Origin of the sequence: Pseudomonas sp. MF6751 (genome assembly GCF_016613265.1) — a bacterium.
GTDB classification, from domain to species: domain Bacteria; phylum Pseudomonadota; class Gammaproteobacteria; order Pseudomonadales; family Pseudomonadaceae; genus Aquipseudomonas; species Aquipseudomonas fluorescens_BV.
Genome location: NZ_JAENSV010000020.1, coordinates 52,307 through 73,262, shown reverse-complemented (window position 1 = coordinate 73,262; position 20,956 = coordinate 52,307). Strand labels below are relative to the sequence as shown.

14 protein-coding genes are annotated in these 20,956 nt (G+C 66.2%); 13 read left to right on the top strand and 1 reads right to left on the bottom strand.

The window, feature by feature from the left end; all coding sequences use genetic code 11:
* The first annotated feature begins 33 nt into the window (after window positions 1-33).
* The 13 genes from JJD66_RS17435 to JJD66_RS17375 are packed head-to-tail and all read left to right on the top strand — an operon-like array spanning window position 34 to window position 19,856.
* Window positions 34-5,487, top strand: a complete 5,454-nt coding sequence (locus JJD66_RS17435; RefSeq protein ID WP_200648647.1) for a non-ribosomal peptide synthetase — start codon at window positions 34-36, stop codon at window positions 5,485-5,487.
* Complete coding sequence (locus tag JJD66_RS17430) at window positions 5,484-7,223, top strand: ABC transporter ATP-binding protein (protein WP_200648646.1); 1,740 nt, start codon at window positions 5,484-5,486, stop codon at window positions 7,221-7,223. The genes JJD66_RS17435 and JJD66_RS17430 overlap by 4 nt, the downstream gene beginning before the upstream one ends.
* A complete protein-coding gene (locus JJD66_RS17425) occupies window positions 7,220-8,965 on the top strand; it encodes an ABC transporter ATP-binding protein (protein WP_200648645.1) in 1,746 nt (581 codons plus the stop codon). The genes JJD66_RS17430 and JJD66_RS17425 overlap by 4 nt, the downstream gene beginning before the upstream one ends.
* Window positions 8,959-10,062, top strand: a complete 1,104-nt coding sequence (locus JJD66_RS17420) for a saccharopine dehydrogenase NADP-binding domain-containing protein (protein WP_105226505.1) — start codon at window positions 8,959-8,961, stop codon at window positions 10,060-10,062. Before JJD66_RS17425 ends, JJD66_RS17420 begins: the two co-directional genes overlap by 7 nt.
* A complete protein-coding gene (locus JJD66_RS17415) occupies window positions 10,059-11,087 on the top strand; it encodes a class I SAM-dependent methyltransferase (RefSeq protein ID WP_200648644.1) in 1,029 nt (342 codons plus the stop codon). The genes JJD66_RS17420 and JJD66_RS17415 overlap by 4 nt, the downstream gene beginning before the upstream one ends.
* Before the next feature lie 2 nt (window positions 11,088-11,089).
* On the top strand, window positions 11,090-12,766 hold the full coding sequence (locus JJD66_RS17410) for a class I SAM-dependent methyltransferase (protein ID WP_200648643.1): 1,677 nt from the start codon (window positions 11,090-11,092) through the stop codon (window positions 12,764-12,766).
* Window positions 12,763-13,941 (top strand): cytochrome P450, encoded by a 1,179-nt coding sequence (locus JJD66_RS17405; RefSeq protein WP_198715110.1) that lies wholly within the window; start codon window positions 12,763-12,765, stop codon window positions 13,939-13,941. The genes JJD66_RS17410 and JJD66_RS17405 overlap by 4 nt, the downstream gene beginning before the upstream one ends.
* Window positions 13,938-15,077, top strand: coding sequence for a Gfo/Idh/MocA family oxidoreductase (locus tag JJD66_RS17400; RefSeq protein WP_200648642.1), 1,140 nt, complete (start codon window positions 13,938-13,940; stop codon window positions 15,075-15,077). Before JJD66_RS17405 ends, JJD66_RS17400 begins: the two co-directional genes overlap by 4 nt.
* On the top strand, window positions 15,074-15,793 hold the full coding sequence (locus JJD66_RS17395; RefSeq protein ID WP_200648641.1) for a VOC family protein: 720 nt from the start codon (window positions 15,074-15,076) through the stop codon (window positions 15,791-15,793). Before JJD66_RS17400 ends, JJD66_RS17395 begins: the two co-directional genes overlap by 4 nt.
* Complete coding sequence (locus JJD66_RS17390; RefSeq protein ID WP_200648640.1) at window positions 15,786-17,384, top strand: (2,3-dihydroxybenzoyl)adenylate synthase; 1,599 nt, start codon at window positions 15,786-15,788, stop codon at window positions 17,382-17,384. Before JJD66_RS17395 ends, JJD66_RS17390 begins: the two co-directional genes overlap by 8 nt.
* Window positions 17,381-18,124, top strand: coding sequence for a thioesterase II family protein (locus JJD66_RS17385; protein ID WP_234452260.1), 744 nt, complete (start codon window positions 17,381-17,383; stop codon window positions 18,122-18,124). Before JJD66_RS17390 ends, JJD66_RS17385 begins: the two co-directional genes overlap by 4 nt.
* A complete protein-coding gene (locus tag JJD66_RS17380; protein ID WP_073525513.1) occupies window positions 18,124-18,432 on the top strand; it encodes an isochorismate lyase in 309 nt (102 codons plus the stop codon). Before JJD66_RS17385 ends, JJD66_RS17380 begins: the two co-directional genes overlap by 1 nt.
* The gene (locus tag JJD66_RS17375; protein WP_200648639.1) at window positions 18,429-19,856 is read left to right on the top strand and encodes an isochorismate synthase; all 1,428 of its coding nucleotides are present in this window, start codon (window positions 18,429-18,431) and stop codon (window positions 19,854-19,856) included. Before JJD66_RS17380 ends, JJD66_RS17375 begins: the two co-directional genes overlap by 4 nt.
* Here JJD66_RS17375 and JJD66_RS17370 read toward each other — a convergent pair.
* On the bottom strand, window positions 19,744-20,949 hold the full coding sequence (locus tag JJD66_RS17370) for a XylR family transcriptional regulator (protein ID WP_200648638.1): 1,206 nt from the start codon (window positions 20,947-20,949) through the stop codon (window positions 19,744-19,746). The two genes, JJD66_RS17375 and JJD66_RS17370, sit on opposite strands and share 113 nt — an antisense overlap.
* Window positions 20,950-20,956: the final 7 nt, after the last annotated feature.

Genomic DNA, 20,956 nt, shown 5'->3' with positions numbered 1-20,956 from the left:
GCGCAAACTCCCCCTCCTCCAGGAGCTGTCCCCATGCCCGCCGCCAAACTGTTAAGCGAACTCAAATCCCTGGGCGTCGAGCTCTGGCCCCAGGATGGCCAACTCAAATTCCGTGCGCCACAGGGCCTGCTCAATGCCGAGCGCCTGGCGCAACTGCGTGAGCACAAGCAACAGATCCTGCACCTGCTGCTAACCCAGGAGCGGCCCGAGGTCGTGGCCGACCCGGCTCAGCGCCACGCGCCTTTCCCGCTTACCGACGTACAGAACGCCTACCTGCTCGGGCGCCAGTCTTCGTTCGGCTACGGCAATGTCGCCTGCCACGGTTACCTGGAACTGAGCTGGCCGAGCCTCGACCCGCAGCAGGTGGAACAGGCGTGGAACCACCTGATCGCCCGGCATGACATGCTGCGCGCGGTGATCGCCAGCGAAGGCTCCCAGCGCGTGCTGGCCGAGGTCGCGCATTACCCGCTGGCCGTCACGGACCTGCGCGGCGCCACCCGCCAGCAGCACCAACACGGCGTACAACAGATTCGCCAGTCCATGGAGCAGAAGCTCTACCCGACCGAGGCCTGGCCACTGTTCGAGTTGCGCCTGAGTCGCAGCGACAGTGGTGACACCCTGCACTTTTCCATGGACTCGCTGATCGCCGACTGGGCCAGCGCGCAATTGCTGTTCAATGAGCTGGAGCAGTTGTTGCACGATCCAGAAGCCCGCTTGCCCACCCTGGACATCAGCTTTCGCGACTACCTGCTGGCCGAACGCGGCCTGCTCGAAGGCAGCCGCCACCAACGCGACCGCGACTACTGGCTGGCGCGCATCGACGAACTGCCCGCCGCACCGCAACTGCCGGCGCCCCTGAGCGGCGAAGACACCCGTGTACCGCGCTTTCAACGCCACTCGGCGCAACTCGACGCGTCGCAATGGGCCGCCCTGAAAAGAGCCGCCAGCGCCCTCGGTCTCACCCCTTCCATCGTGGTGCTCAGCACCTATGCCGGCACCTTGCAGCGCTGGAGCCAGCAACCCGCCTTCAGCCTCAACCTGACCCTGCTCAACCGCTTGCCCCTGCATCCGCAGGTGGGCCAGTTGGTGGGGGACTTCACCTCGGTCAGCCTGTTGCAGGTCAACGATCCCCAAGGCCAGGACTTCACCAGCCAGGCACGCCAACTGGGCAATCAATTGTTCGCCGACCTGGAGCATCGGCTGTTTTCCGGCATTCAAGTGATGCGTGAAATCGGCCGGCGTCGCGGCCGGGAAGCTGCCGCCATGCCGGTGGTGTTCACCAGTGCCATTGGCCTGGGGATCGAACCGCCGGCCAGCAGTCAGCGCCGGGTCGGCCACGGCATCACCCAGACACCCCAGGTCACCCTCGACTGCCAAGTGATGGACGACGCCCAGGGCCTGCACATTCACTGGGACGTGCGCCAAGGCGTGTTCCCAGACGGCCTCATCGAGGACATGCAACAAGCCTTCGCTGCCCAACTGCGATTGTTAGCCCTTGACCCGGCTGCCTGGGACCACCCCATGCACGTGCCGCTGCCGGCCTGGCAACAGCGTGAGCGTCTCGCCGCCAATGCCAGCGCCGCCCCGCTGCCCACCGGCCGCTTGCATGATGGCCTGCTGGCCATGGCGTGGGAACGGCCGCAGGCGCTGGCGGTGGTCGATGCCCACGGCAGCCTGACCTACGCCGCCTTGATGGAGCGCGCCCTGGCGGTGGCCGCTGCCTTGTATGCCGCCGGTTGCCGTGCCCAGGAACCGGTCGCAATCCTCATGCCCAAGGGCCGCGACCAAGTGATAGCGGCCTACGGTGTGCTACTGGCTGGCGCTGCCTACCTGCCCCTGGACAGCAACGCCCCGGCCGCACGCCGCGACCGCGTGCTGCACAGCGCCCAGGTTCGGCATGTGCTCGGCTGTTCCCAGGCGCTGCCCCAAGTGCCTTTACCCGACGGTCTGGCTTGGCATGCCGTCGACCAATTGGCCCCAGCGATACAGGACTTCCCGGCACCCGACGGCAGCCCCGACGACCTTGCCTATGTGATCTACACCTCAGGCTCCACCGGGGAGCCCAAAGGCGTGATGATCAGCCATCGCGCCGCCCTCAATACCGTGCAGGACATCAACCGGCGCTTTGAAGTCAGCACAACTGACCGCGTGCTGGGCCTGGCGCAACTGAGTTTCGACTTGTCGGTGTATGACCTGTTCGGCCCGCTTGCGGTCGGCGGCACCCTGGTGCTACCCGACCCGGCACGCGGCGCCGACCCGTCGCACTGGGCCGAGCTGGTGCAGCGCCATCAGGTGACGCTGTGGAATTCGGTACCGGCGCAGCTGCAGATGCTGGCCCACTACCTGCAGGCCGAGCCACGGCCTTTGGACAGCCTGCGCCTGGCGCTGCTGTCGGGGGACTGGATCCCATTGAACCTGCCGCCCCAACTGCAAGCGTTGTTGCCAAGCCTGGCCCTGGTGGCCTTGGGTGGCGCCACCGAAGCCTCGATCTGGTCGAACCTGCACCCCATCGGCGCGATTGATCCGGCGTGGCGCAGCATTCCCTACGGCCTGCCGCTGGCCAACCAGGGTTTTCGCGTGCTGGACAGCCAATGGCGTGATGCGCCCACCTGGGTGCCGGGTGACCTGTACATCACCGGCGTCGGCCTGGCCCAGGGTTACCTGGGCGATCCAGCATTGAGCAACGCCCGGTTTTTAGCCCACCCGCTCGACGGCCAGCGCCTGTATCGCACCGGTGACCGTGGCCGCTACTTGCCGGGGGGTGAGCTGGAGTTTCTCGGCCGTGAAGACGGCCAGGTCAAGATCCGTGGCCATCGTGTGGAGCTGGGCGAAATCGACGCCGCGTTGCTCGCCACGCCAGGCGTAGACAGTGCCGTCAGCCTGCTCAACGGCGAGCTGCTGGCCTTCGTCACCGCCGCGCGTGTCGAACCCGAACCGCTGCCGGGCGCGCCGTTGCTGAGCGCGGTGCAGCGTTACGCCGACAGCCAGGTCGGCAGCTTCGATGCACAGCAGGTACGCGACTATCAGGCCGACCTCAACGCCGCGGCATTGAGTTCCATGCTGGAGGTGATGCGCAAGGCCAAGCTATTTGGTGGTGCGTTGGCCGAGCCGGATACGGCCGCCATCCTGCAGGCCCTGCAAGCGCAACCCCGCCATCATTGGCTGGTACGCCGCTGGTTAGCGGCCTTGTGTAACGCGGGCCTGTTGCAACGCGAACAGTCCCGCTATCGCCTGCTGCACAGCGGGCCGACCCCGGCGCTGGCCTGGGGCCGGGTGGAACAGGCGGTCGCATGTGGGTTATGCAGCCAGGCGCTGCTCGACTACCAGCTCGACCATGTGCGGCAACTGCCACAACTGCTGCGTGGCGAGGTCAACCCGTTCGACCTGTTGTTCCCCCAGGGCCAGCAAGACCTGGCGTTGCAGCTGTACGGCGGGGATGCCGTCTCGCGCTACAACAACCACAGCATCGCCGCGTTGATCAACCGCCTCGCCACCCACCATGAGGGCGACGGCCCGCTGCGCATCCTGGAGATCGGCGCGGGCACCGGGGCCACCAGCGCCCCGGTGATCAGCCTGCTTGATGGCTTGGAAGTGGATTACCTGTTCACCGACATGACCGCATTCTTCCTGCCGGCGGCCAAGCAACGCTTTGCCGACCACCCCTGGGTACGTTACGGCGTGCTGGACATTGACCAGGCCATTCGCCCACAGGGCTTGGCCAGCAACAGCGTGGACATCGTGCTGTGCGCGGGCATGCTCAACAGCGTCAAGGACATCGACAACGCCCTCGACCAGATCAGCGAATTGCTCAGCCCCGGTGGCTGGCTGGTGTTCAGCGAACCGACCGGTGAGTGGCCCGCCATCTTGCTGACCCAGGGCTTCATGATGACCCCGGTGGGCGGTGACCATGACCAGGGCCGCAGCGGCTTGCGCAGCGCCGAGACCTGGCAGGCACGGGTGCAGGCACTGGGTGGCGAAAGCCTGCCAGCCCTGCCCCACACCGACCACCCGCTGGCGGCTCTCGGCATGCAGGTGTTCGCCGCACGCTTGAAGGCCGGTTTCCAGCGCTTGAGCGTTGAGCACCTGCGCCGCGCCCTGGCGCAGCGCCTGCCGGACTACATGCTGCCGGCACACCTGCAAGTGCTCGACCGCCTGCCCCTGACCGCCAACGGCAAGGTCGACCGCCAGACCCTGGCCCACTGGCGCCCCGCGGTGGATGCCCAGACCGAAAGCAGCCAGGACGCGCCCAGCGACCCGCTCACCGCCGAGCTGTGCCGGGTGTGGGCCGAGGCCCTGGGCCTGGCGCAAATCGGCGCGGACGACAGCTTCTACGAGAAAGGCGCCGATTCGCTGATCCTCGCCCGCGTCGCCGGCCAGTTGCGTGAACAACTGCCCCAGGCCCACAGCCTGAGCTACGACACGCTACTGCGACAAATGCTCAACGAGCCAAATGTTCGCGCCCTGGCGCGCCTGCTCAACCACGGCCAAAGCACACCTGCCGCTGCGGCGCCTGACCAAGCGCAGCGCGCGCCCCACAGTAACGCCCTGGTGGTGCCGTTCGGCGGTGGCGAGAGCGGCCCGGTGCGGGTGATGTTCCATGCCGCCCTGGGCACGTTGGACTATTTCCAGCACCTGGGCCGTGCACTGGCGGCTCAACAGGCCGGCCCGGTGATTGGCTTTGCGGTGGCCGACACCGCGCAATACCTGGCGCTGGAACCCAAGCGCCTGATCGAAAGTGTGGCCCAGGACTATGCCGATCGTTTGATCGCCGACGGCCATCAACGCTTCCAGTTGATCGGCTACTGCCTGGGCGGCCTGCTCGCCACCGAAGTTGCCCGGCGCCTGCTGGAACGCGGCATGGAGGTGGTAAACCTGAGCCTGATCGACAGCATCCCGATGTTCATCGACACCGACGAAGAGCTGGCCTATGAGGCGATCTTCGTGCCCAACCTCAACCTGGACCCGGTGAAAACCGTGTTCGGCGCGCATATCGAAGACTACGACGTGTACCGCGCCATCGACCTGTTGATGGCCCGCGACAACCGCCGCGTACCCGCTGGCGCCATGGCCGCCCTGAGCGGCGATCCCGGCCTGGAGGCGCTGGCGCTGGCGGTGCAGCAACAGTCGGCACGCAGCCAGGAGGAGCGCCTGGCCGAGTACGCACGCCTGGCGTCTGGCCAGGCCGGCGTGCCCATCGGCCCCGAGCTGGTACCGACGCTGTTTCGCGTGTGCCGCCACAGCATGCGGGCGGCGCGGTTCGACCCGCCGCCGTTCCTCGGCAACATGACCTACCTGCGCTGCCTGGAGCAGCAATCGTTCGGTATCACCGGCGGCGTGGGGCACCTGGCAGCACCGTTCTGGGAAGACGCGTGCCTGGGTCAATTCACCCTGATCGACGTGCCCGGCAACCATTTCAGCGTGATCGAACCACCCCACGTGAACACCGTCACGACCCACCTGCTTGAGGCCCTAGGGAAAAACTCATGACCACCGCCCTGGATACCCTCAAACGCCCGGTCAACCGCATGATTCGCCTCGGCGTGGTGTTCGCCGCGATGGGCGCGCTGGTCAACCTGGTGCCCTTTATCGGCCTCACCGAACTGGGCCGCTTGCTCCTCGCGGGCAACACCGACAGCCCCACGCTGTGGCGGTGGGCGGCCCTGGTAGTCATTGCCCTGAGCCTGGGTTGGATGGCCAGCGGCGTGGCGCTGTGGCTGACCCACCTGGCCGACCATCGCCTGCAATCGAGCTTGCGCGAAGCCATGGTGCGCAAGCTCGGCCGCGTGCCGTTGGGGTGGTACACCGACACTACCTCGGGCGCGGTGCGCAAGGTAGTGCAGGACGACCTTGAAGACCTGCACCACCTGGTCGCCCACCACGCGGTAGAACTCACCGCCGCCATTGTCACGCCGCTGGCGGGGCTGGTATGGCTGGCCACGTTGAACTGGCGCCTGGCGCTGCTGGCGGTGCTGACTCTGCCGATCTATGCGGTGGCCTACAGCCTGATGATGCGCGGCTTCGGCGCCAAGATGCAGTTGCTCGACAAGAGCATGACGCGGGTCAGCGCAGCGATTGTCGAGTTTGTCCACGGCATTGCCGTGGTCAAGGCGTTCGGCCAGGTGGGTCAGGCCCATCGCAGCTATCAACAGGCGGTCAATCAGTTCAGCACCCAGTACGCCGGTTGGGTCAAGCCGCTGCTGCGCCTGGAGGCGTTTTCGTCGATGGCCCTGAGCGTGCCAGTGATTCTGCTGATCAGCCTGGGGGTGGGCAGCGTGATGCTGGCCCAGGGCTGGATCACCCCGTTGCAACTGTTCGCCGAAACCCTGGTGGCGGTGGTGATTCCGCAGTCGTTGCTGGTGATCAACCAAAGCCTCACCGCGCAACGAACCGCCCTGGCCGCAGCCGACCGTATCGAAGCGCTGCTGGAGGTCGACGAACTGCCCTCGCCCAAGGTGTGCAGCTCCCCACAGGGCAGAGACATACGCTTTGAACAAGTGCAGTTCGGCTATGACCCCGCGCACCTGATCCTCAAGGGCGTCGACCTGCACTGCCCGGCCGGCAGCGTGACGGCGCTGGTGGGGGCTTCCGGTGCGGGCAAGTCAACCCTGGCCAAGCTGGTGCCGCGTTTTCACGACGTGAACGCCGGGCGAGTCTGCGTGGGCGGTGTGGATGTGCGCGAGATCGACCCGCGCCAGCTCTATCAGCACGTAGGGTTCGTGTTGCAGGACGCGCAACTGGTGCACGGTACCGTCGCCGACAACCTGCGCCTGGGCCGCCCCGAGGCCAGCGATGCCGAGGTCGAGGCGGCAGCGCGGTCGGCGCAGATTCATTCGCGCATCCAGGCCCTGCCCCGGGGTTACCAGTCGGTGATCGGCGAGGACGCGATTTTTTCCGGCGGCGAGGCCCAGCGCCTGTCCATCGCCCGCACGTTATTGGCCGACACGCCGGTGCTGATCCTCGATGAAGCCACCTCCCACGCCGACCCCGAGTCCGAAGCCTTGATCCAGGATGCCTTGTCCGCCCTCGCTCGGGGCCGCACGGTGCTGGTGATCGCACACCGCCTGGCCAGTATCTGCGGCGTCGACCAGATCGTGGTGCTCGACCAGGGTCGCGTCATTGAAAGCGGGCGCCATGAACAGCTGCTGCAGGCCAACGGTGCCTACGCCCGGCTGTGGCGCGCCAGCGCCGAAACCACCGCCCCCGACCTGGAGATGTCCTTGTGATCCGCAGCCTCGTGACTTTATTGGGCCCGGCCCATGCCGCACGCTTGTACCGCTACCTGGCCTGGCTGGTGACCAGTGCCGTGCTGCAAGGGGTAGCCGTCGCGTTTCTGGTGCCGATCCTGCACGCGCTGTTTGCCGGTGACCTGCGCAGTGCCTGCCTATGGCTCGCCGGCCTGGCGGCGATGGCGGTGCTGACCTGCATTGCCCATTACCAGCAGGCCATGAAAGGCTTTGCGCTGGCCCTGGTGGTGTTGACCACCTTGCACGAGCGTCTTGGCCAGCACCTGGTGACCCTGCCCCTGGGCTGGTTCAACTCGGAAAAGGTCGGGCGCCTGTCGCGCAGCGCCACCAGCGGCACGCTGATGGTCACCGGCTTGTTTGCTCACTACCTGGGGCCAGTGGTGTCAGGTGTGGTGGTGCCGGCTACGGTGGCGTTGACCCTGTTCGTGTTTGACTGGCGCCTGGGCGTGACCGCGGTACTGTGCGCGCCGCTGATCTACTTTGCCCACCACTGGTCTGCGGCCGCCATCGGCAGCAACGATGCGCAGGTAGAGGCCGCCGCGACGCTGGCGGGTAACCGCGTGGTGGAGTTTGCTCGCTACCAGCAAGTGCTGCGCGCTTTCGGTCGCACCCAGGAGGGGTACGCACCTTTGCAGGCTGCCAACCTGGCGCAGAAACACGCCGGCGGCTCGATGCTGTCCCAGACCTTCCCGAAACTGCTGGCCGGTGGCTTGACGGTGCAACTGGCGTTTGCGCTGCTGGTGGGCGTGGGCATCGCCCTGGCCAGCCACGGCGAAATCGACGCCATCCAGTTGGTCGCCCTGCTCGCGCTGGCGGCGCGGTTTGTCGGGCCATTGGCCGAAGCGGCGGCGCGCAGCGGCTTGTTGCGCATGGCGGGCAACGACCTGGAACAACTGGTGAGTATCCTGCGCGAGCCGCCGTTGCCAGAGCCCGCCGTCAGCCAGCCCTTGACGGCGCCTGGCAGCCTGGCCTTCGACCAGGTCAGTTTCGCTTACCCCAGCGGGCCCAAGGTATTGCACCGCCTGTCGTTCAACGCCCCGGCCCACACGATGACCGCAATCGTCGGCGCCTCGGGCTCCGGCAAGACCACCGTCACGCGTTTGCTGATGCGTTTTTTCGATGCCAGCGAGGGCAGCGTCAAGGTGGGTGGCGTGGACGTTCGTGAACTGTCCAACGCAGCGCTGATGGCCCAGCTATCCCTGGTGATGCAGGACGTCTACCTGTTCGACGACAGCCTTGAGGCCAACATCCGCGTCGGCAGCCCCGACGCCAGCGCCGAACAAGTCGCCGAAGCGGCACGGCTGGCCGGCGTCGATGAAATCGTCGCGCGCTTGCCCCAGGGTTGGAACACCTCTGTGGGGGAAGGCGGTACGGCGTTATCCGGCGGCGAACGCCAACGCGTGTCCCTGGCCCGCGCTTTGCTCAAGCGGGCGCCCATCGTGCTGCTGGATGAAGCCACAGCGGCCCTCGACCCGCACAACGAAGCCTTCGTGCAAGCGGCCATTGGCAGCCTGATGCAAAGTGCCACGGTGCTGGTGATCGCCCATCGCCTGCCAACCATCATGGCCGCCGACCAGATCCTGGTGCTGGATGAAGGATGCCTGGTGGAGTCTGGCACCCATGCCCAATTATTGGCCCGAGGCGGTCGCTACGCCGGGTTCTGGCATGACCGTCAGCGTGCCGGTGGCTGGCGCTTGAACGCCGAGGCCAAGCCATGCTGATCGGGGTGTTGGGCGCCAGTGGCGACGTGGGCCTGGCCAGTGCCCAGGCGTTGTTGACCCTGGGGATGAGCGATCTGCGCCTGGGCGGGCGCGATGCCGTCAAGGGCGCACACTGCATGCACCTGCTCCTGCAGCAATGGCCACAAGCGCGCCTGCAGTGGGCCTCGGTGGACTTCAACGACGCAAAAGCCATGGCTGCATTCGCCCGTGGCTGCGACGTGCTGCTCAACTGCGCGGGCCCATCCTGGCAGCTACAAGACCGTGCCGCCCACGCAGCGCTGCGGGCCGATGCTCATTACGTCGATGCCGCCGCCCCTGAGCAACTTGACCCGGCCCACTGGCGTGGCCGTTGCGCGGTGCTGGGCGCCGGTTTGCAACCGGGGCTTACCGGCCTGCTGCCGCGCTGGCTGGCCGAGCAAGGGTTTAGCCAAGTGCAGCGCCTCACCAGCTATTTCGGTTTGCGCGACCACTTCACTCGTGTGGCCGCCGATGACTTTTTGCAAGGCGCAGTGGATGGCAGCAGCGAACCGCTGGCAGCCTGGGAGCACGGCCGGCGTCATCGCGCCTTGCGCCGGCAACGCGACGTGTCGGTGCCCTGCTTTCCCGGCCGGGTTCACCTGCTGCCGTACCTCAACCTTGAGGGCGAACGCCTGGCCATGGACCTCAACCTGGACGCCGGCCAATGGTTCAACGTGATCGCCGACGGCCACGTTCTCAAAGCCCTCGACCAGGCCCATGGTTTGCCACGGGCCGACGCCGTGCAGCGGTTGTGCGAAGCCAGCCGGCTCGACCTCAGCGGCCAGGCGCCCTTCGTCACCCTGCTGCTGCAACTCGATGGAATGCACCACAACCAGGCCCTGACCCGCAGCCTGGTGCTCAGCGGTGCGGGCAATGCAGCGCTGACCGCCGCCATGGCAGCGGCCACGGTCATCAGCGTGGTGGAAGGTGAAATCCGCGCCGGCTGCCATGCCGCCGCCCAGGTCCTGCCGCCCGCCGCCAGCCTTGAACGCCTGCTGCGCACCTCGGCGATTCAGGCCCTGAACCTGCTGCACAGCCCGCTCGATCAACTGCATACCGCCGACGAAGGTTGCCTATGAACACGGCGTTGAACGAGCTGGAACAGCTGAGCCTGGGCGTGATGGCCCAGGTGTTGCTGCACACCCAAGCATTGCCGCTACAGGTATGGCGCAACGCCGAACAGGTCAACCAGGCGCTGGGCACAGCGGCGCGCCATGCCTGGGTGGTACGGCGTTGGCTGGTGGCGTTGGGCGGTGCGGGCCTGCTGCGCGAAGCCGGTGAACGGGTGGCCTGGCGCACGCCGCCACCTGACCCGCAGCTCGGTGAATTGCCACGCCTGTATGGCGCGCTGGGCTTTCCCGCCAGCATGGCGCGCCTGCACACCCAAGTCATCGAGTGCCTGCCCGACCTGCTGCGTGATCAGTTCACCCTCACCCACTTGCTGATGCTCGGCGGCGACCCGGTAAAGGTATTGAGCGCCTACCAGCACAACCACTTCACCGCAACTATCAATCAAGCCCTGGCTGATCGCGCGCGGCAAATCAGCGCCGCTGACGGGCAGCTAAGGGTGCTGGAACTGGGCGGCGGTGCCGGCGGCACCACCGACGCAGTGCTGGCGGCGTTGCAAGCGTGCGAAAAGGACTATCGCTTCACCGACATCAGCTCGCTGTTTACCGGCGCCGCGCACCGCCAGTTTCGCCTTGAGACGGGCATGCAGTTCGGCCTGCTCGACCTCAATCGCAGCTTCAGCAGCCAGGGCATATTGCCCGGCACCCAGGACCTGGTGATCGCTGGCAACGCGCTGCACAACGCCCGCGACCTGCCCTACAGCCTTGGACAGATCCGCAGCAGCCTTCGAGACGGCGGCGCCTTGCTGTTCAGCGAATCCATCGCCGACAACCCGGCGATGCTGACCTTCATGCACCTGTTGCTGTCGCCCGCCGCCGATGCGCCGTTGCGCCCCCACGATGAAGCCTTCATGGCCGCCGATGGATGGGACCTGGCCTTGCAGGCCACAGGTTTTGAGTTGCTTGAGGTATGGCCCCGCGCGTGCGACCCGCTCGCCGCCGCGGGGCAACGCTTGTTTCATGCCATAGGAGTTTGAGGATGAATGTCGATACCTTGCTCATCGACCTGCCCGCCGGAGCGCATCCGTGGCGTCTGCCGACCTTGACCGACCTGGGCGCGCATCAACAGGCACCGGCACGTTTGCTGGCGGTGCTTGAACGCCAGCGCCCGGCGGTGGTAGTGATGAGCGCCGAGCAGTTGGAGCGCCTGCTGGACTTTCCCGCCCTGGCCTTGAGTGATCTGAGCCATCTGGAGCAGTTGGTGTTCGTCAGCGAGCGCCCCGGCGACTGGCAACTGGCCGAACGCGCCGCAGCCCAACTGGATTGCCACGTGCAGGGTTTCACCGAAGAGGGACGCGACCTGGCCGACCTCAAGCGTGAACAACAGCGCTGGTGTGAGCGGGCCCTGGGGCACCCTCAGGTGAGTGCAGTTGCGCTGCACGGCCAGACCCTGTTCGCCGTGCCCCAGCGTTGTGAAGCGACTGCGGTGGACGATCATCTCGACGCAACCGAGGCAGCTGTCAATCAGCAGTTCAGCGTCACGCAATTGAACCAGGCCGTGCAGTTGAACCAACGCTTGAGCCACGCGGCCTTGCTGTCGATGCTTAACGGCCTGGAGCAATGCGGCTTGCTGCCGGCGCCGCTCAATGATGTGGCCCAAAGCCTGGCCAATGCCGGCATCGCTCCTGGTCACCGGCCCTTGATCGCACGCTGGCTGGACGTGTTGCACACCCAGCAACTGCTGCAGCGCAAGGGCGATCACCTGTATCCCAGCCTCGACGCCAGCGCCTGGAGCACCGCCACGTTGGAAGACCTTTGGGCACAGTTGAGCCTGGACTGGGCACAAAACACTGGCGGCAGCACCACCCTTGACTATGCACGGGACAATGCCCGCCAGTTGCCAGCGCTGATGCGCGGCGAGTGCGCCGCCGTGCACCTGCTGTTTCCCCAAGGCCGCACCGATCGCGCAGCGGCGCTGTACCGCGAAAGCCTGGCGGCGCAATACCAGCATCGCAGTGTGGCGCATTGGGTGGGTGCCTGGGCAGCGCGCCAACCCACCGATGCGCCGTTGCGGGTGCTGGAGGTCGGCGCCGGCACCGGCTCCACCACCCAGGCGGTGTTGCCGGCCCTGGCCAATGTAGCGGTGGACTACCTGTGCACCGACGTGTCGCGCTACTTCAGCGAACAGGCCGCCGAGCGCCTGCACGCCTGGCCATGGGTGCGCCACGGCGTGTTCGATATCGACCGCCCTGCCCTGGCCCAGGGTTATCACACTCAAAACTGGGACTTGATTGTCGCCGGCGGTGTACTCAATGCCGCCCGCGACACCGAGCGCTCCCTGGCCATTCTACTGACCTTGCTCAGGCCGGGCGGCTGGCTGGTGTTCAGCGAGCCGACCCAGGAGGAATTCTGGGTGATGGCGTCCCAGGCCTTCATGCTTAACCAGGCCAGCGATGAACGTGCACTCAGCAGCTGCACCTTCCTGGACCTCAACCAGTGGCAAGGCGCCCTGGCCCGTGCCGGCTTTCAGGGCAACCGCAGCCTGCCCGCCGCCCATCACCCGTTGGCGCGCCTGGGCCATCGCGTCTTCGTCGCCCAAGTGCCCGAGCAACGCCTGAGCCGTGCCGCGCTGGCGGCCCACCTGGAACATCCCGACCTGCAGCTTGAACTGCTCGACCGTCTGCCCGACCTGCCTACCGCCAAGGACTTGCCATGACCCCGCTGGCCTACCCCTTCAACGCCTTCACCGACCTGGCTCTAGCTGAGCCTTATCGCCATGCCCAGCAAGCGCCCGGCCTGCTGCGTATCCAGATGCCCATTGGCGCGCCCGCCTGGCTCGCCACCCGCTATGACGATGTGCGCCAGGTGCTGGGCGACCGGCGTTTCAGCCGTAGCGAGGCGTTTCGCCATGACGATGCACCGCGGGCGTTCCCACGCATCGCCGGTGGCATTGTGATGATGGACCCGCCGCAGCTGACCCGCATTCGCTCCCGGGCTGCCCAGGCGTTTACCCGGCGCCGCGTCGAAGCCTTGCGCCCCCATGCGCGGGCCTATGCCCACCAGTTGATCGACCGCATGCTCGCCGCAGGCCCGCCGGCCGACCTGGTCAATGACTTTGCCTTGCCGCTGCCCCTGGCGTTGATTTGCCAATTGCTGGGCGTACCGCTGCACGATCGCGAACGTTTCAAACAGTGGAACGACTCGCTGCTGTCGACCCGCCCCGAAGACGCGGCCCTGACGCAACAGCACTTGGGCGAACTCGCGGTGTATATCAAGGGCCTGGTCGCCGAGCGTCGCCGCCACCCCCAGGACGATTTCATGACCGCCCTGGCCCAGGCCGACGAACAAGGCGAGTGTCTGAGCGAGGAACAGCTGCTGCTGTTGTGCATCGCCATCCTGGTCGCCGGCTACGAAGGCAGCGCCTCGCAAATTCCCAACTTCATCCTCGTGCTGCTGGACAACCCGCAGCAATGGCAACAGCTCAAGGCCCACCCCGAGCAGATCCCCCAGGCGGTGGAAGAGCTTTTGCGCTATATCCCGCTGGCCTCGGCGGCAATGTTTGTGCATTACGCCCTGCAAGACATTCAGGTGGGTGAAACCCTGGTGCGTCAAGGCGAGGCGGTATTCGCTTCAATCGGCGCGGCCAACCATGACCCGGCGCGCTTTGCCAACCCACAGGTCCTGGACCTGCAACGCGATACCCAAGGCCATTTCGGTTTCGGCCACGGCCTGCATCATTGCATCGGCGCGGCGCTGGCGCGGGTGGAGTTGCAGGAGGCGTTGCAGGCGCTGGTGCAACGCCTGCCCAGCTTGAAACGCTGCGGGGCAGTACAGTGGAAAACCGCGACCTTTTTTCGCGGTGCCCACTGCCTGCCGGTGACCTGGTCATGAGCCGCCCACGTCAACGCGTGATCGTTGCGGGCACCGCGTTTGGTCGCATTTACCTGCAAGCCCTGGCCCGGGCCCATGAGCGTTATGAGCTGGTGGGGATCCTGTCGCGCGGCAATGCCTACTCCCAAGCCTGCGCCGACCACTACGGCGTGCCACTGTACGAGGCCGTGGAACAGGTGCCGGACACCGTCGATATCGCCTGTGTGGTGGTGCGCTCCGGCGCGACCGGTGGCGCCGGCAGCGAACTGGCCCAGCAGTTGCTGCGCCGTGGCATCCATGTGTTGCAGGAACACCCGGTGCATCACCGCGAAATCGCCGCGTGCATGCAGGCGGCGCGCCAGGGCCAGGCGGCCTACGCGGTGAATACGCTGTACCCCAATATCCTCGCGATCCGGCGCTTTCTCGCGGTAGCCGACTACCTACGCGAGCAACACGGACTGGCCTATATCGACGCGGCCTGTAACAGCCAGGTGGCCTACCCCTTGCTCGACATTCTCGGGCGCCTGGCCGGTGGCCTGCGGCCTTGGGCATTTGCAGCACCCGCCGCCAGCGTCGGCGCACACCCCTTCACGCAGTTGAGCGCCAGTTTCAATGGCGTGCCCATCAGTCTGCGCGTGCAGAACCAAGTGCATCCCCATGACCCGGACAACCATTCGTTTTTGATGCATCGCCTGGAAGTGGGCTGTGAAGCCGGCGTACTCAGCCTCTGCGATACCCACGGCCCGGTGCTGTGGAACCCGCGCCTGCATGCGCCACGGGACAGCACCGACCGCCTGATCATGGCGGGCACCGGCAGCGAACGACTGGCCGGGCCGACCATGGTGATGCTCGACCCGCAGATACCTGCCAGCTATCACCAGGTGTTCAACCAGGTGTGGCCGGATGCGGTCTGCCTCGCCCTGGACGCGTTGTGCGCCGACATCGAAACGCCCGCGCGCCGCCTGCGCAGCGGCGTGTGGGCCACTGAGGTGTCGATGGCCTGGCGCGAAATGAACAGTCTGATCGGTATGCCCCAGTTGATTGAGCCGCCTGTTCCCCAGGCATTGCCGCTGGCCGAGTTGCACCGCCGCGCCGAGGCCGTACAACCCCCTGGCGCTGACCCCAGCGCTCAACTCTTGGGAGCCCTGCCCTTTTGAATACTGCCCAATTCCGTTCCTCCTGCAGCCACGTATTGCTGTGGGTACGCGACCTGCATCAGGCCGTGGCGAGTTTTCGCGCCGCCGGGTTCGAAGTCACCTACGCCACCGCCGAGGCCCGCGCCCAGCACGCGCACATTTGGTTCAGCCACGGGCCGATCATCGAGTTGCTCACCACGCCGCGCCACGCCTGGCTGTTCAAGTGGCCCATCGACTGCCTGGCCGGGCGTGGCGCCGGCCGGCGCATGTTGCGCTGGGCCGCCCATGGCGAAGGCTTCTGTGACCTGGCGTTGCTGTGCGATGACGCCGCCCTGGCGCCGCGCCTGAAGGGCCTGGCGGCCAGCGGCGTGGCCATGGGCCGCGTGGTGAACTGGCAACGCACCTGTGCAGACGGTAGCCAGACGCGCTTTCGTTTTGTCTACCCGCGCCACGAGCGCCTGCCTTTTCTGGTGACGCCCTACACGCCCACGCAGCATCCGGCGCGGCTGATCCATCCCAACGGCGCCACTGGCCTGGCGGCCATTCACCTTGGCGTGAGCCCCGCCGACCACACCGCCCTAAACCTGCTCGCGGGCGACGACCCTATGTTGCACCTGCAACCGGCCACCCACACCGGCGTCCAGGCGGTGCAGGTCGCCGGCCTGGCGCAACCACTGACCCTGCACGGCGCCCAATTGCTCGGCTGCCCGACTGCCCAAGGAGATCGCCATGCTTGATGGATGCACTGACTGGCCCGAAGATTTTATCCGCCGCTACCGCGAGCAAGGCTACTGGCAAGGCGTGCCCCTGGGCCAACTGCTGCGCGAGCAAGCCCAACGCACACCACAACGTGAAGCCCTGGTCGACGGCAACCGACGCTGGCGCTACGCCGAACTGGACCAACACGCCGACCGCCTGGCCGCTGGCCTCGCTGAGCGCGGGCTGGTCGCCGGCCAGCGGGTGCTGGTGCAACTGCCCAATATCGCTGAGTTTTTCAGCCTGACCTTCGCCCTGCTGCGCCTGGGGGTGATCCCGGTGTTTGCGCTACCAGCCCATCGCGAGCACGAATTGGCCCACCTGGCCCATCTGAGCCAGGCGGTGGCCTATGTGATTGTCGATCAGCACCTGGGCTTCGATTACCGGCCACTGGCGCGCACCCTGGTTGAACAGGTGCCGAGCCTGCAACAGGTGTGGGTGGTGGGCGCGGCCGAGGAGTTCGTGGCCCTGGCCGATTGCGTCGCCACACCCCGCGAGTTTGACGCGCCAGACGCCCGGGACGTCGCAGTACTGCTGTTGTCGGGCGGCACCACCGGCCTGCCCAAGCTGATCCCGCGTACCCACGACGACTACGCCTGCAACGCCCGGCTGGCGGCCCGCGCTTGTGGCTTCGACGACCACACCCGTTACCTGGCGGCGCTACCGGTGGCGCATAACTTCCCCTTGGCTTCCCCGGGCGCACTCGGCGTATTCAGTGTCGGGGGCACCTTGGTGCTGGCGCCGGAGCCGAGCCCGGACACCGCCTTCGAGCTGATTGAACGCGAACGTGTCACCCACACTGCGTTGATCCCACCCCTGGTGTTGCTGTGGCTGGAAGTGGCGCAATGGTCCGACAACGACCTCAGCAGCTTGCAATGGCTGCAAGTCGGCGGCGCGCGTCTCAAGGCGGAGATCGCCGCACGCATCGGCCCCGCCCTGGGCTGTGGCCTGCAACAGGTGTACGGCATGGCAGAGGGCTTGCTGTGTTTTACCCGGTTGGATGACCCGCAGACGCTGGTCTTCGAAACCCAGGGCCTGCCACTGGCCGCTGCCGATGAGATCCGTATCGTCGATGCCGATGATGTAGCGGTCGCGCCCGGCGCCGTGGGAGAACTGCTGGTGCGCGGGCCCTACACCATTCGGGGCTACTACAACGCCGCCGAGCACAACCAGCGAGCGTTTACTGCCGATGGCTTTTATCGCAGCGGCGACCTGGTACGGCGCCTGCCCGAAGGGCATTTAGTTGTAGAAGGACGCAGCAAGGATGTGATCAACCGCGGCGGCGAGAAGATCCCCGTGGAAGAGATCGAGAACCTGCTGCTGGGCCACCCGCTGATCCGCGATGTGGCGCTGGTGGCCCTGGCCGATGAGTTGCTGGGTGAACGTAGTTGCGCCTGCGTACTGGCCCACGACGAACAAATTGACCTGGCTTCGATCAACGCCTGGCTGCGAGAACGTGGGTTGGCCGCCTACAAGTTGCCGGACCGCTTGCAGGTGCTGCGCGAGTTTCCGCTGACACGCCTGGGCAAGGTCAACCGCAAGGCCCTGGCGGAACAGGTGTTGGCATCATGAGCCGGTGGCTGCGCGTTTTGCGGGAGGGCCCGCAGCCCCGCGCACGCTGGGTGTGCCTGCCCCACGCCGGTGGCAGTGCGAGCTTTTACCGGCCGTGGCTGGCGCACTTGCCGGGGGATATCGACCTGCTGGCGGTGCAATATCCCGGCCGTGAAGAGCGCTTCAACGAGGCGCATGTGCCGTGCCTAGCGACCCTCGCCGAGCACATCAGCCAGGCGTTGCTGGCCTTGCCTGCGCGGCCCCTGTTGCTGTTTGGTCATAGCATGGGCGCGGCGCTGGCCTATGCCGTGGGCGTGCACCTGGAAGCGGCCGCTGCCGGCCCGGCCCATGTGTTTGTCTCAGGCCATGCGCCGCCCCACCGGCAACCGCCCAGCGATCTGCACCGCCAGGACGACAGTGCATTAATCGCCGACATCCTGCGCCAGGACGCGCAGGCCGCCGACCTGTGGGCCAACCCGCAGTTGCGTGCGGTGTTCTTGCCCACGCTGCGCAGCGATTACCAGGCCATCGAAACCTGGCGCCCTGTACACCTGCCGCCCCTGGCGGCGCCGCTGGATGTGCTGCTGGCCCGCGATGACGCCGAAGTCAGCCTGGAACAGGCCCGCGCCTGGGCCGACCTGAGCGGCCATCTCCCGGATATCCGCCTGTTCGACGGCGACCATTTTTACCTCAAGCATCAGCCGCGACCGGTGATCGACCACCTGTTGCAACGCACCGCCTACCTTCAGGGAGACACATGATGAAAACCCCGGAACACTGCACCGGCCTTGCTGATATTCGCCACGCCATCGACAGCCTCGACCAACAGATCATCGACGCCCTGGGCCTGCGCATGCAGTACGTCAAGGCCGCCTCTGCATTCAAACCCGACCAGGCCAGCATCGCCGCCCCGGAGCGCGTCGCGGCGATGCTACCGCTGCGTCGGCAATGGGCGCAGGACGTCGGGCTGGATGGGGAGTTTATCGAAAGCCTGTTCAACCAGATCATCCATTGGTACATCGCCGAGCAGACCGCCTTCTGGCTGCAGAAAAAGAGCAAGGCCGTATGAACGCGGACGATTTGCTCAAAGTGTTCCAGGCCGCGCACCAACGGGCGGTGGCGTACCAACGGCCGGTGATTGCCGTCAGCGCGTGCGCCGCGCCGACGCTTGCGCCCTTGGCGCTGTATCAAGCCCATCGGCAAGGTTTCTTCTGGTGCGCGCATTCGCCCGACCTGAGCCTGTTCGGCCTGGGCTGCACTTGGCAGATCGAAGCCACCGGGTCCCAACGCATGGCCGAGGTGGATCGCCAATGGTTCGCACTCTGCGCCGATGCGCTGGTACAAGGGCCACACGCGCCCTTGCTGCTGGGCGGCATGCGCTTCGATGACCAGCGACCCAGTGCCCCCCATTGGGCGCCCTTTGCCGACGCCAGTTTTCACCTCGCCCACTGGTTGCTCAGCGAGGACGCCAGCGGGCGCTGGCTGCGTTGCCAGCGCGTGATCGAGCCGGGCAGCGACCCCGCCGCACTGGCCCAGCAAAGCCTGGCCGCCTATGAACATCTGCTCAACCCCACCCACAACCCGGCAGCCACACCCACAGTGCTGGGCCGTAGCGCCTTGCCCCAATATCAATGGCAGGCCAAGGTCGAGACCGCACTGGACGCCATCGTCCAGGGTGAATTGAACAAAGTGGTGCTGGCGCGACATATCGACCACCGCCTGGACGCGGCCCTCGACACCGGCGCGGTGATGGGCCGCCTGTACGCACGCCGTAACGCCTCGCACCTGTTCGCGATCCACCGTGGCGACCATTGCTTCATGGGCGCCACCCCCGAGCGTTTGCTCAGCTGCGCGTCGGGCCACCTGAGCACCCACGCCCTGGCAGGCAGCACCCGCCGTGGGCTCAAGCCGAATGAGGACCAAGCGCTGGGTGAACGCCTATTGGCCGACCCGAAAGAGCAGCATGAGCATCAACTGGTGGTGCAGACCATCACCCAGGCGCTGCACGACAAGGTCAGCAACCTGCAGGCCGCTTCCCGCCCCAGTCTGCTCAAACTGGCCACCGTGCAGCATTTGAGCACGCCGATCAGCGCCCGGCTTAACGCGGGCAAGCGCCTGCTGGACGGTATCCAGGCCCTGCACCCCACACCCGCAGTTGGCGGTCTGCCCAGGGCATCGGCCCTGGCGTTCATCCGCGAGCATGAGGGTTTTGATCGTGGCTGGTACGCGGCGCCGGTGGGCTGGCTGGACGCCCAGGGCAATGGCGACTTCCTCGTGGCCCTGCGGTCGGCGCTGATCACCCCAATGCATTGCCACGCGTTCGCCGGCTGCGGCATTGTCGAGGGCTCGCTGCCGGCCCATGAATATGAGGAAACCCAGATCAAGCTGGCGAGCATGCAACAGGCCTTGCAGCTGGCCTGCCCTGCTGATACTGACGGGGCGTACAGCCAAATTCGCGGCGAAACACCGTATGCAGATACTGCGCAGAGGTGAAGCCGCAGCGTGCGGCAATGTCGGCGATAGCAAGGCTGTGGTTTTCCAGGCCTTTGGCGGCAGCGGCGAGTTTGAAGCGCAAAATCTCATCATGCACGCTGCAGCCACGCGCCTTGCGAAAATGCGCTTCCAGGGACGAGCGGGAAACACCGACATAAGCGGCGACCTGATCGGTCTTGATACCCTGGCAGGCGTACTGGCGGATAAACAACAAGGCCTGCATCACGTAAGGGTTGCCCAGGGGTTGATGCAGGCTGGAGGCTTGCACGTTGATGGCGTCCGGCGGCACCAGCACCTGCGTGCCCGTGCAGGGTTTGCCGTGCAGCATCTGATGCAACAATGCCGCAGCGGTACGGCCCATGGTCTCCGTGCCCTGGATCACCGAGCTGAGCGGCACCCGCGTGAGGGTACGGGTCAGCGGGTCGTTGTCGATACCGATCAACGCCACCTCCTCCGGCACCGCAATGCCCGCCGTCAGGCAGGCTTGCAGCAACTGTCGGGCGCGGGCATCGGTCACCGCGATAATGCCGATAGGCTTGGGCAAGCTGTGCAGCCAGGCAATCTGCTGCTCCACCGCGCTGTCCCACAACGGCGCACTGGTGCCCAGCCCGCGATACACCTCTACCTGCAAGCCATCACGCTGCATCAAGCGGCGAAAAGCTTTCTCACGCTCCTGGGCCCACCGATTGGCCTGGGCCTCGGGCAGGCTGAAACAGGCAAACCGCGTCAACCCCGCCTCCACCAGATGCTCGTAGGCCAGCTTCATCAGGGCATGGTTATCGGTGGCCACATAGGGAATGCCCTTGGGGTACTTGCCCACGTCCTCATAAGACCCACCCACCGCCACCACCGGAAGCCGACTGCCGGCCAGCGCCTCGCCAATCAGCGGGTCATCGAAGTCAGCAATGATCCCATCGCCCTGCCAACGCTCGATACCGCGCAGGCGACAGAGGAAGTCTTCTTCCAGGAACAGGTCCCAGGATGCGCGGGTGCTGCTCAGGTAATTGCCAATGCCGGCGATGATGCCGCGGTCGTAGATTTTGCTGCCGTTGAACAGCAAGGCAATGCGGTGAACGGGCGGTAGGGTTTTCATTGTTTTT

What these genes read in the sequence shown, in the direction of transcription:
- JJD66_RS17435 (WP_200648647.1), top strand. Translation starts at nt 34, where the DNA reads ATGCCCGCCGCCAAACTGTTAAGCGAACTCAAATCCCTGGGCGTCGAG.
- JJD66_RS17430 (WP_200648646.1), top strand. Translation starts at nt 5,484, where the DNA reads ATGACCACCGCCCTGGATACCCTCAAACGCCCGGTCAACCGCATGATT.
- JJD66_RS17420 (WP_105226505.1), top strand. Translation starts at nt 8,959, where the DNA reads ATGCTGATCGGGGTGTTGGGCGCCAGTGGCGACGTGGGCCTGGCCAGT.
- JJD66_RS17415 (WP_200648644.1), top strand. Translation starts at nt 10,059, where the DNA reads ATGAACACGGCGTTGAACGAGCTGGAACAGCTGAGCCTGGGCGTGATG.
- JJD66_RS17410 (WP_200648643.1), top strand. Translation starts at nt 11,090, where the DNA reads ATGAATGTCGATACCTTGCTCATCGACCTGCCCGCCGGAGCGCATCCG.
- JJD66_RS17405 (WP_198715110.1), top strand. Translation starts at nt 12,763, where the DNA reads ATGACCCCGCTGGCCTACCCCTTCAACGCCTTCACCGACCTGGCTCTA.
- JJD66_RS17400 (WP_200648642.1), top strand. Translation starts at nt 13,938, where the DNA reads ATGAGCCGCCCACGTCAACGCGTGATCGTTGCGGGCACCGCGTTTGGT.
- JJD66_RS17390 (WP_200648640.1), top strand. Translation starts at nt 15,786, where the DNA reads ATGCTTGATGGATGCACTGACTGGCCCGAAGATTTTATCCGCCGCTAC.
- JJD66_RS17385 (WP_234452260.1), top strand. Translation starts at nt 17,381, where the DNA reads ATGAGCCGGTGGCTGCGCGTTTTGCGGGAGGGCCCGCAGCCCCGCGCA.
- JJD66_RS17380 (WP_073525513.1), top strand. Translation starts at nt 18,124, where the DNA reads ATGAAAACCCCGGAACACTGCACCGGCCTTGCTGATATTCGCCACGCC.
- JJD66_RS17375 (WP_200648639.1), top strand. Translation starts at nt 18,429, where the DNA reads ATGAACGCGGACGATTTGCTCAAAGTGTTCCAGGCCGCGCACCAACGG.
- JJD66_RS17370 (WP_200648638.1), bottom strand. Translation starts at nt 20,949, where the DNA reads ATGAAAACCCTACCGCCCGTTCACCGCATTGCCTTGCTGTTCAACGGC.